We start from the raw sequence: 15,660 nt of genomic DNA on the forward strand, positions 1-15,660 counted from the left end.
CATGGACATGCCACTGCCCGTTCTGGTCGACGATGCGCCCCACGATGACATGGCGGCTGAGCGCGAGGCCCCGGCTCTGGCCTGCATGCTTGAGTACGCCGCCAACACATTCATTGCGCTGCCGATCCACGCCGGCGTCGAACTGGTCGAGCAGCCACGGCTCGTGCCGGTCCCCGGCATGCCGTACTTTTGCCGGGGTCTGCTGGCCTGGCAAGGCAGGCAACTTCCGCTGGTCGATCTCCAGGACTACCTGGGCGGCATGAATGCGCCGACACCCCCATCCGCCAGTCATGTGCTCGTGGTGGCCTATCAGGTGGCGCCCGGCGCCGCGATCGAATACGGGGCGTTCTGCGCCCCCTTTCTGATACGCATGGTCGAGGTGGTCGACAGGGACCAATGCACGTTGCCGGCTGGTCAGGCCTGCTGGGCCCGCATCGCCATCTCGTGTTTTCTGTACCAGGGGCGGGCGGTCCCGGTGCTTGAACCTTCCCGCATCTTCACGCTCCCGGTTTCACCTGCCATCCCTTGAAGGAAGTCGCATGCTGTCGCAAAACTTTCTCGATACACCCAAGCGCATCTCCAAACCCCGGGATTTCGGCCTCACGGCCTTGATCGACAACGGTGTTCCCACGCGTTATTTCACGGACGTGGTGGAAAGTGACGCGGCGCTGATCGATGTCGTCAAGTTCGGCTGGTGCACGGCCATGGTCACCAGCGAGCTGGAAAAGAAAATCCAGTGCCTGATCGACAACAAGGTGATGTTCTATTTCGGCGGCACGCTGTTTGAAAAGGCGCTGGCCCAGAAGAAACTGGACGCCTTCTACCGTTTCCTCAAGCATTACGACTGTCAGGTTGTCGAGATCTCCAATGGAACCTTGCCACTTTCCAGTCAGGAAAAGAGCAGGCACATCGCTGATTTCGCGGAGGAGTTCTATGTCCTGAGCGAGGTCGGCAAGAAGGACATCGACGAAGCCGACAACATGCCGATCTCCCAGTGGATTGCCGAAATCCACGCCGACCTGGCCGCCGGTGCGAAACGGGTCATCCTGGAAGCGCGCGAGTCCGGCAAGAGCGGCATCTGCGATGCCCAGGGACGCCTGCGCGCCGATCTGGTGGAAAGCATTTCCAATGCGCGTTTCAACTCTTCCGACGCCATCTGGGAAGCGCCGACCAAGGCTCTGCAGACCCGGCTGATTGCAGCCCTCGGACCCAACGTCAATCTGGGCAATATTGCCTTTGGTGACGTGATCGGTCTGGAAACCTTGCGCCTGGGCATCCGGTCCGACACCTTCTCCCTCTACGACGGGCCGGACGGGCGTTTCGTCGAACCCGAGGCCAAACCGAGCCGGTTCAGCACGGGCGTTGAACGGCGCCGCAAGCTGGAAAGCACGGCAAAGAACGAGTGGCCTCAACCCTCCTAATGGATCCCAGGCATGGTGAGACTCAAGTAAAGCCGGACTTGGGCCTGGAAGCAGGGCGCCCTGATGGCCAGGTGTGACAGCATGAACCGCCCGCCAGCACCCGAGATCCGCATCCTGCAAGGGACGGACCACTCCTATCCCGATGCCGACATCAATGTCGTCATTGACGTCATCCGCGCGTTCACTGTGGCACACGTCGCCTTTCTGCGCGGCGCTCTGGACATCTTGCTGGTCCATACGGTGGAGGAAGCCTTGGCCCTCAAGGCGCGCGATCCCGCCCTGCTGCTGGCGGGTGAGATCAAGGGGATCGGCATTCCCGGTTTCGACCTCGACAACTCGCCGTACCGCGTGGCCCAAGCCGGCTTGGAGGGGCGTACCCTGGTTCAGAAGACCACCAACGGAGTCAAGGCCACCCTTGCGGCGCTGGCCGCCCGCCACGTTTTCGTCACCGGCTATTCCAATGCCATGAATACCGCCAGGCACGTACGCCATCTGTTGGCCAGGAATGAGCTGCAGACCGTCAATGTGATCGCGTCGCACGCCAGGGACGATGATGATCTGGCCTGTGCCGAGTTCATCAGGGACCGGATCCTGGACTTGCACCAGCTGCGGCCGGACGATGTCGTGGAGCGCATCCGGCGCTCCAGGCCGGCCGCGAAATTCCTGGTCGCATCGGCTGGCGAGTTCGAGCCCAGGGATCTCGATTTCTGTGTCCGCGCCGTCCCATCCAGCTTCGTCATGCAAGTCGATCCCAAGACGGCGGTGCCATCCATCCGCAGGGTGATTTCAATTCAGACTTAGAACTTGTCCGTAAATATACGGACCGGCAGCGGCCCAGTGGACCAGGAAGTCGGAGCGCGGCCGTCAGCGCGCGCAGCAGGGGGCAACGGTGATGGAGCTGCTGGAGGCCAGGATCAGCGCAGGGCCATGCGCCACGATCCGGCGTGGCGCATCGGCAAGAGCAGGGCTCAGTTCGCCAGGCGGATCGCCGCAAACTTCTGTTCCATTTCACGTCGCATGGACCGGCGCACTTCGGCCGCGGCATGCCGGCGCCGCTCCTCGGCCGTCACCGGCTTCCAGGGCGGCACGGCGGTGGGCTTGCCGTTGTCATCGACCGCGATCATGGTGAAGAAGCAGCTGTTGACGTGCCGCAACACCTTGGTCCGGATTTCTTCGGCCATCACCTTGATGCCGATTTCCATGGACGAGGTGCCCGTGTGGTTGACGCTGGCCATGAACGTCACCAGCTCGCCGACCTGGATGGGCTGGCGGAACATCACCTGGTCGACACTCAGGGTGACGACGTAACGCCCGGCATAACGGCTGGCGCAGGCGTAGGCCGCCTGGTCGAGCAGCTTGAGGATGGTGCCGCCGTGCACCTTGCCTGAAAAATTCGCGGTGTCCGGTGTCATGAGCACGGTCATGCTCAGCTGATGGGAAGACAGGTCCATTCAATGCTCGTGGGAAGTTCCCGGCGCAGGACGCATGAGCGCGCCCTGCGCATCGTGGTGGGTCGTTTGCGGGCGTGCCGGTCAGTTTTTCTGCTGGCGCACCATGGCCATGGCCGAGGTGATCAGCGCGGACACCTCGGTCATATTGCTCGGCACGATCAGCGTGGTGGTGGCGTCCGAGGCCACCTTGCCATAGGCCTCCACGGCCTTCTCGGCCACCTTGAGCTGCACGGCCAGCTCGCCGCCGGGCTGGCGGATGGCGGCGGCGATGCGCTCGATGGCGCCAGCCGTGGCCTCGGCCACGGCGGTGATGGAGGAGGCCTCACCCTGGGCCTTGTTGATGACGGCCTGCTTCTCGCCTTCGGAGCGGGCGATGAAGGCCTCGCGCTCGCCGGTGGCGATGTTGATCTGCTCCTGGCGCCGGCCCTCGGAGGCCGCGATCAGGGCGCGCTTCTCGCGCTCGGCCGTGATCTGCTGCTGCATGGCGTGCAGGATTTCCTTCGGCGGCGTCAGGTCCTTGATCTCGTAGCGCAGCACCTTGACGCCCCAGTTGAGCGCGGCCTCGTCGATGGCCTGGACCACCTGGGCGTTGATGATGTCGCGCTCCTCGAAGGTCTTGTCCAGTTCCAGCTTGCCGATCACGCTGCGCAGCGAGGTCTGGGCCAGCTGGGTCACGGCCACGATGTAGTTGCTGGAGCCGTAGCTCGCGCGCATGGGGTCGGTGACCTGGAAGTAGAGGATGCCGTCGACCTGCAGCTGCGTGTTGTCGCGCGTGATGCAGACCTGGCTGGGCACGTCCAGCGGCACTTCCTTGAGGCTGTGCCTGTAGGCCACCCGGTCGATGAAGGGGAAGAGGAAGTTCAGGCCCGGCGTGAGCGCGCCGTGGTACTTGCCCAGGCGCTCGACCACCCAGGCGTTCTGCTGCGGCACGATCTTGACCGAGCGGCTGATGAAGATGACGGCGATGACGAAGATGAGGATGGCGATTTCCATGAGGGACTCCCTGACTCAGGTTGCGATTTTTTCGAGGACCAGCTGGTTGCCGCGCACCTCGACGATGCGGTGCGCGCCCGTGGTGCGGGTGCTGCCGTCGCGCGGCACGGCCTGCCACTGGGCGCCGCGGTACTTGATCTGGGTGCCGCCATCGGGCAGCCAGGATTCGACCTGCACGGTCTCCCCGATGTCCAGATTGACGTCCGGGTTGGTGCCGGCCGTCTGGCTGGCTGCCGAACGCGGACGCCAGAAGTGCCAGGCCAGCACGGCGCCACCGCCGATGGCGGCAGCCACCACCACCTGTGAGATCGTGGTCAGACCGGCGTGGGCGGCCAGGGCCCCGGCGGCCAGGCCCCCGGCCAGCATGAGCAGGTAGAAGGTCCCGGTGATCAACTCGGCCGCCACCAGGATGCCGGTCGCCAGCCACCAGAGGGTCGAATCAGCCATGACTTGCTTTGCTCCTATCGGTGCTTGTGATCCAATTGCGACATTCTGCGGCAAATCCCGGGGTTTGCCCGGGCCGGCCGGCATTTAATCCTTACACTTCGCGCTCGTTTTTCTTTTTTTGTCCGGCTGGAGTCCATCGTCCATGAAGTTTCGCTTTCCCATCGTCATCATCGACGAAGACTTCCGCTCCGAGAATACCTCGGGCCTGGGCATCCGGGCCATGGCGCAGGCCATCGAGGCCGAGGGCTTCGAAGTGCTGGGGGTGACCAGCTACGGCGACCTCTCGCAGTTCGCCCAGCAGCAGTCGCGCGCCAGCGCCTTCATCCTGTCGATCGACGACGAGGAGTTCACGCCCGGACCGGACCTGGACCCGGCCGTGCTGAACCTGCGCACCTTTATCGAGGAAGTGCGTCGCAAGAACGCCGACGTACCCATCTACGTGTACGGCGAGACCAAGACCAGCCGCCACCTGCCCAACGACATCCTGCGCGAGCTGCACGGTTTCATCCACATGTACGAGGACACGCCCGAGTTCATGGCGCGCCACATCATCCGCGAGGCCAAGAGCTACCTCGAGGGGATCCAGCCGCCCTTCTTCAAGGCCCTGCTGGACTATGCCGAGGACGGCTCCTACTCCTGGCACTGCCCGGGGCACTCGGGCGGCGTGGCCTTCCTCAAGAGCCCGGTGGGCCAGATGTACCACCAGTTCTACGGCGAGAACATGCTGCGCGCCGACGTCTGCAACGCGGTCGAAGAGCTGGGCCAGCTGCTGGACCACGACGGCGCCATCGGCGAGAGCGAGCGCAATGCTGCGCGCATCTTCAACGCCGACCACTGCTATTTCGTCACCAACGGCACCAGCACCTCGAACAAGATGGTCTGGCACCACACGGTGGCGCCGGGCGACGTGGTGGTGGTCGATCGCAACTGCCACAAGTCCATCCTGCACGCCATCATCATGACCGGGGCCATCCCGGTCTTCCTCAAGCCCACGCGCAACCACTTCGGCATCATCGGCCCGATCCCGCAGAGCGAGTTCGAACCGGCGGCGATCCAGGCCAAGATCAAGGCCAATCCCCTGCTCAAGGGCGTGGACCCGAAGAAGGTCAAGCCGCGCGTGCTGACACTCACGCAGTCCACCTACGACGGCGTGCTCTACAACACCGAGACCATCAAGACCCTGCTCGACGGCTACGTCGACAACCTGCATTTCGACGAGGCCTGGCTGCCGCACGCGGCCTTCCACCCCTTTTATGGCCGCTACCACGCCATGGGCAAGAAGCGCGGGCGGCCGAAGCACTCCATGGTCTATGCCACCCAGTCGATCCACAAGCTGCTGGCCGGCATCAGCCAGGCCAGCCACGTGCTGGTGCAGGATGCCGAGAACACCAAGCTGGACCACCACCTCTTCAACGAGGCCTACCTGATGCACACCAGCACCAGCCCGCAGTACAGCATCATCGCCAGCTGCGATGTGGCCGCCGCCATGATGGAGCCGCCCGGCGGCACCGCGCTGGTGGAGGAAAGCATTCTCGAGTCGCTCAACTTCCGCCGCGCCATGCGCAAGGTGGACGAGGAATACGGCAAGGACTGGTGGTTCAAGGTCTGGGGCCCGGAGAAGCTGACGGAAGAGGGCATCGGCAGCGCCGAGGACTGGATCATCCGCAGCGATGGCCGCAGCACCAAGAACGGCAGCAAGTGGCACGGCTTCGGCCAGCTGGCCGACGGCTTCAACATGCTGGACCCGATCAAGTCCACCATCGTCACGCCCGGCCTGAACCTGGACGGCAAGTTCGACAAGACCGGCCTGCCGGCCTCCATCGTGACCAAGTACCTGGCCGAGCACGGCGTGGTGGTGGAGAAGACCGGCCTCTACAGCTTCTTCATCATGTTCACCATCGGCATCACCAAGGGCCGCTGGAACACCCTGCTGACCGCGCTGCAGCAGTTCAAGGACGACTACGACAAGAACCAGCCCATGTGGCGCGTCATGCCGGACTTCTGCAAGAAGCAGCCGCGCTACGAACGCATGGGCCTGCGCGACCTCTGCCAGTTCATCCATGAGACGTACGCCAAATACGACATCGCGCGCCTGACCACCGAGATGTACCTGAGCGACCTGACGCCGGCCATGAACCCCAGCGACGCCTACGCGCACATCGCCCACCGCAAGACCGAACGCGTGGAGATCGACCAGCTGGAAGGCCGCATCACCGTGGGACTGGTGACTCCCTACCCTCCGGGCATCCCGCTGCTGATCCCGGGCGAGGTCTTCAACAGGAAGATCGTGGACTACCTCAAGTTCGCGCGCGAGTTCAACAGCCAGTGCCCGGGCTTCGAGACCGACATCCACGGCCTGGTGGAGGAGGCCGGCCCGGACGGCAGGAAGCATTACTACGCCGACTGCGTGCGGACCTGAAGCGGCGCTGGCCTGCCGCAAAGAAAACGCCCCGCGTTGCGGGGCGTTTTTCATGGAGGCGGGGCAGCTTATTCGACGATGGCCACGGCGGTCTGGCTGAAGCCGCCGTCCACATAGGTGATCTCGGCGGTCACGCCGCCGGCCAGGTCGCTCAGCAGGAAGGCGGCCACATGGCCCACGTCCTCGATGGTGACGTTGCGGCGGATCGGCGAGGCGTTGGCCACCACACCCAGCAGCTTGGAGAAGTCCTTGATGCCGCTGGCGGCCAGGGTCTTGATCGGGCCGGCGCTGATGCCATTGGCGCGCATGCTGCGGCCATCGGGCAGCTTGCCCACGGCTTCGGCCAGGTAGCGCACCGAGGCCTCCAGGCTGGCCTTGGCCAGGCCCATGGTGTTGTAGTTGGGGATGGCCCGCAGGGCGCCCAGGTAGCTCAGGGTCAGCAGGGCCGACTTGTCCTTGAGATAGGGCAGGGCGGCCTTGGCCATGGCCGGGAAGCTGTAGGCGCTGATGTCGTGGGCGATGCGGAAGTTCTCGCGCGTCAGGCCGTCCAGGAAGTTGCCGGCAATGGCTTCACGCGGAGCGAAGCCGATGCTGTGCACAAAACCGTCGAACTGGGGCCAGTGGGCCGAGAGGTCCTTGAAGAGCTGCTCGATCTGGGCGTCGTCACCGACGTCGCAGTCGAAGACCAGCTTGGAGTTGAAGTCGGCGGCGAACTCGGTGATACGGTCCTTGAAACGTTCACCCACATAGCTGAAGGCCAGCTCGGCCCCCTGTCCATGGCAGGCCTTGGCGATGCCGTAGGCGATGGAGCGGTTGCTCAGCACGCCGGTGATCAGAAATTTCTTGCCGGTGAGGAATCCCATATTTTTTCTCGGTTGGCCTGAGGAAGTAAAAATTCTGTGCAGAATTGTCGCATGCGGATGCGTTGTTTCCTGCTGGGCCTGGTTTCGCTGTTTTCGGCAGTGCCGGTCTGGGCTGCCCATGCCTATGCCCAGTTTGGCGACATCAAGTACCCGGCAGGTTTTGCGCATTTCGATTACGTGAACCCGGCCGCTCCCAAGGGTGGAGACATCACCCTGGTGCCGCCGACCCGCCTCTCCAACTTCGACAAGTACAACCCCTACACGCTCAAGGGCAGCGCGCCGCCGGGCTTGAATGGTCTGGTCTTCGAGACCCTGCTCACCGGTACTTTTGACGAGCCGACCACGGCCTATGGCCTGCTGGCCCAGGACGTGACCTTGGCCAAGGACCGCCTCTCCGCCGTCTTCACCCTCAACCCCCTGGCGCGCTTCCACAACGGCGACCCGGTGCTGGCGGCCGACGTCAAGCATTCCTTTGACCGGCTGGTGTCCAGGGAAGCGGCGCCGCAGTTCCGCACCATCTTCGGCGAGATCAGGGGCGTCACGGTGCTGGGCGAGCGCCAGGTGCGTTTTGATTTCAAGCGCGTGAATGCCGAGTTGCCGCTGATTGCCGGCAGCCTGCCGGTCTTCAGCCGCAAATGGGGCCTGGAGAATGGCAAGCTCAAACCGCTGGACCAGATCGTTACCGACCTGCCTATCGGTTCCGGCCCCTACAGGATAGGCAAGGTCAATTTCGGCAAGGACATCAGCTACGAGCGAGATCCGGCCTACTGGGCAAAGGACCTCAACGTGCGACGCGGGATGTTCAACTTCGACCGCATCACCTACAAGATCTACAAGGACAACACGGCCCAGCTGGAAGCTTTCAAGGCGGGGGAGTTCGATTACATCCAGGCCTTCATCGCGCGCGAATGGGCGCGCGCCTACACCGGCAAGCAGTTCGAACGCGGCGAGTTGATCAAGAAAGAGCTGCAGCACGGCAATGCCGGCGATTTCCAGGGCTTTCTGTTCAATCTGCGGCGCGACAAGTTCAAGGACGTGCGCGTGCGCCAGGCCATCGCCCTGGCCATGGACTTTGAGTGGATGAACCGCCAGCTCTTCTACAACGCCTATACCCGGGTGCGTGGTTATTTCGTTGGCAGCGACTTCGAGGCCAGAGGCAAGCCCACGCCCGAGGAACTGGCCGTGCTGGCGCCGCTGCGCCGCCTGCTGCCGTCCGAGGTGTACACCGAGGCGGCGCCCTTGCCGCCCTACACCAGCCTGGATCCGGCCTCGGGCCAGACCCTGCGCGACAACCTGCGCCATGCGCGCGACCTGCTGGCCGCCGCCGGCTGGACCTACCGCGACGGCGCCCTGCGCAATGCGAAGGGCGAACCCTTCATCATCGAGTTCCTCGACAACTCCGGCTCCATGGGCCGTGTGGTCACGCCCTACGCGCGCAACCTCGAGAAGCTGGGCATGCAGGTCAACTACAAGGTGATCGACTTCGCCATCCTGCAAAAGCGCATGGACGTGTTTGACTTCGATATCATCAGCAACCGCATGATAGGCAGCGAGGCGCCAGGCGCCGAACTGCTGGAGCGTTACGGCTCCAAGGCCGCCGACACCGAGGGGTCGAGCAATGTGATCGGCCTCAAGAGCCCGGCGGTGGATGCCCTGCTGGACCAGGTGATTTCGGCCCAGACCCGGCCGCAGCTGGTGGCCAGGGTGCGCGCGCTGGACCGTGTGCTGCGCCATGGTCATTACACCGTGCCGCACTGGTACAGCGGCGTGTTTCGCGTGGCCTGGCGCGCCGGCCGCTTCGAGCAGCCGGCCGTGATGCCTCGCTATTACCAGCCCGAGGCCTGGGTCACCTCCGTCTGGTGGGCCAGTCCGGGCAACCTGGCCGCCAGCCGGACCGCGAACGGGGGAGGGAAATAAGCCATGGCGGCCTACATCCTCAAGCGCCTGCTGCTCATGATCCCCACCCTCTTCGGCATCCTGCTGCTGACCTTTGTCGTCATCCAGTTCGTGCCGGGCGGCCCGGTGGAGCAGATGGTGGCCCAGCTGCAGGGCCGCGATACCGGCGGGGAGGGCGCTGCCGCCGGTGGTGCGGGCTACCGTGGTCGCCAGGGGGTGGATGCAGCACGCATCGCCGAGATCCGCACCCTCTACGGTTTTGACAAGCCGACCCATGAGCGTTTCTGGCAGATGCTGGGCCAGTACGCGCGTTTCGACCTGGGCAAGAGCTTCTTTTATCCCAAGAGCGTGTGGGAGCTGGTCAAGGACAAGCTGCCAGTCTCCATCAGTCTGGGGCTGTGGACTTTCTTCCTGAGCTACCTCATCTCGATTCCCCTGGGCATCAGCAAGGCCGTGCGCGCCGGCACGCGTTTCGACACGCTGACCAGCCTCATCGTGCTGGTGGGCTATGCCATCCCCGGTTTCGTGCTGGGGGTTGCGCTGCTGGTGGTCTTCGGCGGTCAACTGCAGTGGTTCCCCCTGCGCGGCCTGACGTCGAGCAACTGGGACACCCTGAGCTGGGGCGCGAAGATCGCGGACTATCTCTGGCACATCACCCTGCCGGTCACGGCCAGCGTGCTGGGCGCCTTTGCCGTGACCACCATGCTGACCAAGAACGCCTTCCTTGAGGAAATCCGCAAGCAATACGTGCTGACGGCCCGCGCCAAGGGCCTGGGCGAGAGCCGCGTGCTGTGGACGCACGTGTTCCGCAACGCGTTGATCCCCATCGTCACGGGCTTTCCTGCGGCCTTCATCGGCGCTTTTTTCACGGGCTCCCTGCTGATCGAGACCCTGTTCTCGCTCGACGGCCTGGGCCTGCTGTCCTATGAGTCGGTGATGCGGCGCGACTACCCGGTGGTGCTGGGCACGCTTTATCTGTTCACGCTGATCGGCCTGGTGACCAAGCTGATCTCCGACCTCTGCTACGTCTGGGTCGATCCTCGTGTCAAATTTGACTAACCCCCCCGTTGCCGCCTCCGGCGGCCTCCCCCCCCAGGGGGGCAACGCCAGTGGCTTAGGCGTTGCCGGGCCACGGCGTTTCTCGACTGAGTCATGCCGTTCGCGGGGATTGGCTGCATGAGTGCCATTTCTCTTTCCCCATCCCGGCGCGCTTGGCAGCGCTTCCGGCGCAACCGTCTGGGCTACTGGAGCCTGCTGATCTTCTGCGTTCTTTTCGCGCTGAGCCTGGGCGCCGAACTCATTTCCAACGACAAGCCGCTTATCGCTCGTCACCACGGCCAGTGGTACCTGCCCATCCTGCACAACGTGCCGGAGACGACCTTTGGCGGCGACTTCGCCACACCGACCGACTACCTGGACCCCTATATCCAGCAGCAGTTTGCCCAGCCCGGCAACTTCGCGCTGTACCCGCCCAACCCCTATCACCACAGCACCATCAACTACTTCGCCAAGGAGCCGAACCCTTCGGCGCCCTCGCGCGACAACTGGCTGGGAACGGACGACCGTGGGCGCGACGTGGTCGCGCGCCTGCTCTACGGTTTCCGTATCTCGGTGCTGTTCGCGCTGGTGTTGACCATCATCGGCGTTCTGCTGGGCGTGATCACCGGGGCCGTGCAGGGTTACTTCGGCGGCAAGATCGACCTGGGTTTCCAGCGTTTCATCGAAATCTGGGGCTCCATGCCCGAGCTCTATCTGCTCATCATCTTCTCGGCCATGTTCGACCCCAGCATTTCGCTGCTGCTCATTCTGCTCAGCCTCTTCGGCTGGATGGGCCTGTCCGACTACGTGCGCGCCGAGTTCCTGCGTAACCGCCAACTCGATTACGTGCGCGCGGCGCGCGCCATGGGCCTGTCCAATGCGCAGATCATCTGGCGCCATATCCTGCCCAACAGCCTGACGCCGGTGGTGACCTTCCTGCCTTTCCGCATGAGTGCGGCCATTCTGGCGCTGACTTCGCTGGATTTCCTGGGCCTGGGCGTGCCGCCGGGCACACCTTCGCTGGGTGAACTGCTGGCCCAGGGCAAGAACAATATCGACGCCTGGTGGATTTCCCTGTCCACCTTCGGCGTGCTGGTCATCACCCTGCTGCTGCTGACCTTCATGGGTGATGCGCTGCGCGACGCGCTGGACCCGCGAAAGGCGGACCGATGAATCACAAGCCATCCGTTGGGTCTGAGCCTGTCGAAGACCCCGCGAGCCCTTCGACAAGCTCAGGGCGAACGGAGATTGCCTCTCTGCTCGACGTGAACGATCTGAGGGTCGCCTTTGGCGGCAAGGAGGTGGTGCGTGGCATCGACTTCCAGATCGCGCCCGGCGAGAAGGTGGCCCTGGTGGGCGAGTCCGGCTCGGGCAAGACTGTCACGGCGCTCAGCCTCCTGCGCCTGCTGCCCGAGGCGGGTGTCAGTGGCACGGCGCCATTCGCTGGCAGCGATGGCACTGCGGACCTGCTGGCCCTTCCTGAGCGCAAGTTGCGCGGTATCCGCGGCCGAGACATCGCCATGATCTTCCAGGAGCCCATGACGGCGCTCAACCCCCTGTACACCATCGGCGACCAGATCAGCGAGGTGCTGCAGATCAAGCTGGGCCTGGGGCGCGGCGCAGCCCTGGCACGGGCCACCGAACTGCTGGCCGACACGGGCATTCCCGAGCCCGCGCAGCGCGTGTCCGCCTACCCGCACCAGCTCAGTGGCGGCCAGCGCCAGCGCGCCATGATCGCCATGGCCCTGGCTTGTCAGCCCAAATTGCTACTGGCCGACGAGCCGACCACGGCGCTCGACGTGGCCCTGCGCGGCCAGATCCTGGACCTGCTGGACGGCTTGCAGCAGAAACACGGCATGGCGGTGCTGATGATCACGCATGACCTCAATCTGGTGCGGCGTTTTGCCAGCCGGGTGATCGTGATGGAAGCGGGCCAGATCGTGGAGCAGGGGCCCGTGGCCCAGGTCTTTGCCAACCCGCAGCATCCCTACACGCGCAGCCTGATCGACAGCCGGCCGGTGCGCGATGTGCAGGAGGCCCCGGCGGGTGCCCCGCCCCTCATGCAGGCGCGCGGTCTGCGCGTAGCCTATCCCGTGCCCATCCCCGGCCTGCGCGGCTGGTTCCGCCGCGGCGAGTTCGTGGCCGTTCAGGGCGCAGATTTCACCGTGCCGCCCGGTCACACCCTGGGGGTGATCGGCGAATCGGGCTCGGGCAAGTCCACCCTGGCCCTGGCCGCCCTGGGCCTGCTGCCTTGCCGGGGGGAACTGCGGGTGGATGGCCGGGCCTGGCAGCGTCGGCCGGCCCTGGACAAGCCGCTGCGCCGCATGGTGCAAGTGGTGTTCCAGGACCCGTTTTCTTCGCTGTCGCCGCGCCTGACGGTCGAGGAAATTGTGGGGGAGGGCTTGACGATTCACGCGCATTTGCTATCAAAAGATGAGCGTAAGACCAAGGTCGAACGGGCGCTGGAGGAGGTGGGCTTGACCGAGAATCAGTTTCCCGGCCTGCTGCAGCGTTACCCGCACGAGTTCTCCGGTGGCCAGCGCCAGCGCCTGGCCGTCGCCCGCGCGCTGATCGTCGAACCGCGCCTGATCGTGCTGGACGAGCCCACCAGCGCGCTGGACGTGACCATTCAGAAGCAGGTCTTGCTGCTGCTGCAGCGCCTGCAGCGGGAGAGGGGGCTGAGCTACCTGCTGATCACCCATGACGTGGACGTGATCCGGGCCATGGCGCACGAGGTGCTGGTCATGAAAAACGGGGAAATCGTCGAGTCAGGACCGGTTTCGACCCTGCTGGACGCCCCGGCCCATCCCTATACCCGGTCGCTGGTGCAGGCCGCAGCCTGAGATCGGCCCGTCCGCATCGAAATCGCCTTGAAAATCAAGGCTCTAATCCCGTATTTCGGGTACAATGCCGCAATTCTCGACCAAACGGGCGGATTAGCAACCGCCCTTTTTTTATGGTCGAACGCTTTTTGACGGCCAGGGAAGGGCAACGTTGACACTGCAGCAAATCGTCGAGCAGACCGTGACCGGTTTTGGTTACGACTTGGTGGAGATCGAGCGCTCCGCCGGGGGGCTGCTGCGCGTGACGATCGACCTGCCCTGGGATCCGCAGGCTGGCGAGCGTTTTGTGAACGTAGAAGACTGCGAAAAGGTGACACGCCAGCTGCAGTACACCCTGGAAGTCGAGGGCATCGAGTACAAGCGACTCGAGGTGTCCTCGCCGGGGATCGATCGCCCGCTGCGCCATGAAAAGGATTTCGAGCGTTTTACCGGCCAGGTGGTCGACATCACGCTGAAGGCGCCCATGGGCGCGGCGGCAGCCGGCCAGGTCAGCGCCAGCCGCAAGAAATTCCGCGGCACGCTCGAGCGCGTGCCCGCTGCCGACGGCAGCACGGGCTGGCAGATCGTCTGGAGCGACGCGCCGCAGCCCAAGCCGGGTCAGAAGGTGAGCAAGAAGCGTGAACCGGCGCCCCTGCAGGCGCTGGGTTTCACGCTGGACGAGTTGCGCGAGGCGCGTCTGGCGCCTATCGTGAGTTTCAAGGGCCGCAGCGAACGCTTAGCTGGGGCCACGGGTCTTTGAGGGTATTGGAGGTTAGAGGCATGAATCGCGAACTGTTGATGCTGGTGGAAGCCATTTCCCGCGAAAAGAACGTCGAACGCGACGTGGTCTTTGGCGCAGTCGAGTCCGCCCTGGCGCAAGCCACCAAAAAGCTGTTCGAGGGCGACGTGGACATCCGCGTGGCCATCGACCGCGACAGCGGCGTCTACGAGACCTTCCGCCGCTGGCACGTCGTCCCCGACGAAGCCGGCCTGCAACTGCCCGACCAGGAAATCCTGCTGTTCGAAGCCAAGGAGCAGATCCCCGATATCGAGGTCGATGAGTACATCGAGGAAGCCGTCGAGTCCGTGCCCATCGGCCGCATCGGCGCCATGGCGGCCAAGCAGGTTATCCTGCAGAAGATCCGCGACGCCGAGCGCGAGATGCTGCTCAACGACTTCATGTCGCGCGGCGAGAAGATCTTCGTGGGCACCGTCAAGCGCATGGACAAGGGCGACATCATCGTGGAGAGCGGCCGGGTCGAAGGCCGCCTGCGCCGCGGCGAAATGATTCCCAAGGAAAACCTGCGCACCGGCGACCGCGTGCGCGCCATGATCATGGAGGTGGACCTGACGCTGCGCGGCGCACCCATCATCCTGTCGCGTTCGGCCCCCGAGTTCATGATCGAGCTGTTCCGCCAGGAAGTGCCCGAGATCGAACAGGGCCTGCTGGAGATCAAGAGCTGCGCCCGTGACGCCGGTTCGCGCGCCAAGATCGCCGTGGTCTCGCACGACAAGCGCGTCGATCCCATCGGCACCTGCGTCGGTGTGCGCGGCACCCGCGTCAACGCCGTGACCAACGAGCTCGCCGGCGAGCGTGTGGACATCGTGCTGTGGAGCGAGGACCCGGCCCAGTTCGTGATCGGCGCCCTGGCGCCGGCCAATGTGCAGTCCATCGTGGTGGACGAGGAAAAGCACGCCATGGACGTGGTGGTGGACGAGGAAAACCTCGCCATCGCCATCGGCCGCGGCGGCCAGAACGTGCGCCTGGCCTCCGATCTGACCGGCTGGAAGATCAACATCATGGACGCGGCCGAGTCGGCCGAGAAGCAGGCCACCGAGACCGGCTCGCTGCGTAAGCTGTTCATGGAAAAGCTCGATGTGGACGAGGAGATCGCCGACATCCTGATCACCGAGGGTTTCACCAGCCTGGAAGAAGTGGCCTACGTGCCGCTGCAGGAAATGCTGGAGATCGAGAGCTTCGACGAGGACACCGTCAACGAGCTGCGCGCGCGCGCCAAGGATGCACTGCTGACGATGGAAATCGCCCGCGAGGAAAGCGTCGAGGAAGTCTCTCAGGACCTGCGCGATCTGCAGGGCCTGACGTCCGAGCTGATCGCCAAGCTGGCCGATGGCGGCGTGCACACGCTGGACGATCTGGCCGACCTGGCGGTCGACGAGCTCACCGAGATCACCGGCCAGTCCGAGGACGAAGCCAAGGCACTCATCATGAAGGCGCGCGAGCATTGGTTCACCAATGAAGCCGCTTCTCAAGAGTCATTGTCATGAATATATAAGTTCAGTAAAGGCCAG

General features: G+C 64.2%; 14 protein-coding genes. 10 read left to right on the forward strand and 4 right to left on the reverse strand.

Annotation, left to right across the window (positions count from 1 at the left end; genetic code table 11):
- Position 1: 1 nt before the first annotated feature.
- From ACYVH8_RS15780 to ACYVH8_RS15790, 3 genes are all read left to right on the forward strand, one after another.
- On the forward strand, positions 2-529 hold the full coding sequence (locus ACYVH8_RS15780) for a chemotaxis protein CheW (RefSeq protein WP_460489763.1): 528 nt from the start codon (positions 2-4) through the stop codon (positions 527-529).
- Between the two features lie 10 nt (positions 530-539).
- Positions 540-1,421, forward strand: a complete 882-nt coding sequence (locus tag ACYVH8_RS15785) for a phosphosulfolactate synthase (RefSeq protein WP_460489764.1) — start codon at positions 540-542, stop codon at positions 1,419-1,421.
- 81 nt (positions 1,422-1,502) lie between these two features.
- Positions 1,503-2,222, forward strand: coding sequence for a 2-phosphosulfolactate phosphatase (locus tag ACYVH8_RS15790; protein ID WP_460489765.1), 720 nt, complete (start codon positions 1,503-1,505; stop codon positions 2,220-2,222).
- A 167-nt stretch (positions 2,223-2,389) separates the two neighbouring features.
- On the opposite strand, the gene ACYVH8_RS15795 is transcribed toward ACYVH8_RS15790, so the two are convergent.
- From ACYVH8_RS15795 to ACYVH8_RS15805, 3 genes are all read right to left on the reverse strand, one after another.
- Positions 2,390-2,872 (reverse strand): acyl-CoA thioesterase, encoded by a 483-nt coding sequence (locus ACYVH8_RS15795; protein ID WP_460489766.1) that lies wholly within the window; start codon positions 2,870-2,872, stop codon positions 2,390-2,392.
- 81 nt (positions 2,873-2,953) lie between these two features.
- Positions 2,954-3,865 (reverse strand): SPFH domain-containing protein, encoded by a 912-nt coding sequence (locus tag ACYVH8_RS15800; RefSeq protein WP_460489767.1) that lies wholly within the window; start codon positions 3,863-3,865, stop codon positions 2,954-2,956.
- A gap of 15 nt (positions 3,866-3,880) precedes the next feature.
- On the reverse strand, positions 3,881-4,312 hold the full coding sequence (locus tag ACYVH8_RS15805) for an NfeD family protein (protein WP_460489768.1): 432 nt from the start codon (positions 4,310-4,312) through the stop codon (positions 3,881-3,883).
- Between the two features lie 142 nt (positions 4,313-4,454).
- Between ACYVH8_RS15805 and ACYVH8_RS15810 the strand changes: the two genes are divergently transcribed.
- Positions 4,455-6,731 carry an Orn/Lys/Arg family decarboxylase gene (locus ACYVH8_RS15810; protein ID WP_460489769.1) on the forward strand — a complete coding sequence of 759 codons (2,277 nt, stop codon included), beginning with the start codon at positions 4,455-4,457 and terminating at the stop codon, positions 6,729-6,731.
- Between the two features lie 68 nt (positions 6,732-6,799).
- Here the strand turns inward: ACYVH8_RS15810 and fabI are convergent, their stop codons facing one another.
- Entirely contained in the window at positions 6,800-7,594 is a 795-nt protein-coding gene (gene fabI, locus ACYVH8_RS15815) for an enoyl-ACP reductase FabI (RefSeq protein WP_460489770.1), read from the reverse strand.
- 57 nt (positions 7,595-7,651) lie between these two features.
- Between fabI and ACYVH8_RS15820 the strand changes: the two genes are divergently transcribed.
- The 6 genes from ACYVH8_RS15820 to nusA all read left to right on the forward strand — a co-directional run bounded on the left by ACYVH8_RS15820 (position 7,652) and on the right by nusA (position 15,636).
- On the forward strand, positions 7,652-9,511 hold the full coding sequence (locus tag ACYVH8_RS15820; RefSeq protein ID WP_460489844.1) for an extracellular solute-binding protein: 1,860 nt from the start codon (positions 7,652-7,654) through the stop codon (positions 9,509-9,511).
- A gap of 3 nt (positions 9,512-9,514) precedes the next feature.
- Positions 9,515-10,549, forward strand: a complete 1,035-nt coding sequence (locus ACYVH8_RS15825; protein WP_460489771.1) for a microcin C ABC transporter permease YejB — start codon at positions 9,515-9,517, stop codon at positions 10,547-10,549.
- Between the two features lie 117 nt (positions 10,550-10,666).
- Entirely contained in the window at positions 10,667-11,701 is a 1,035-nt protein-coding gene (locus tag ACYVH8_RS15830) for an ABC transporter permease (RefSeq protein WP_460489772.1), read from the forward strand.
- Positions 11,698-13,371: an ABC transporter ATP-binding protein gene (locus ACYVH8_RS15835; protein ID WP_460489773.1), complete on the forward strand. Its 1,674-nt coding sequence runs from the start codon at positions 11,698-11,700 to the stop codon at positions 13,369-13,371. The genes ACYVH8_RS15830 and ACYVH8_RS15835 overlap by 4 nt, the downstream gene beginning before the upstream one ends.
- Positions 13,372-13,522: 151 nt before the next feature.
- Positions 13,523-14,110 (forward strand): ribosome maturation factor RimP, encoded by a 588-nt coding sequence (gene rimP / locus ACYVH8_RS15840; RefSeq protein ID WP_460489774.1) that lies wholly within the window; start codon positions 13,523-13,525, stop codon positions 14,108-14,110.
- A gap of 20 nt (positions 14,111-14,130) precedes the next feature.
- The gene (gene nusA / locus ACYVH8_RS15845) at positions 14,131-15,636 is read left to right on the forward strand and encodes a transcription termination factor NusA (protein WP_460489775.1); all 1,506 of its coding nucleotides are present in this window, start codon (positions 14,131-14,133) and stop codon (positions 15,634-15,636) included.
- Positions 15,637-15,660 lie beyond the last annotated feature (24 nt).

The sequence above is a fragment of the Curvibacter fontanus genome (genome assembly GCF_054780335.1).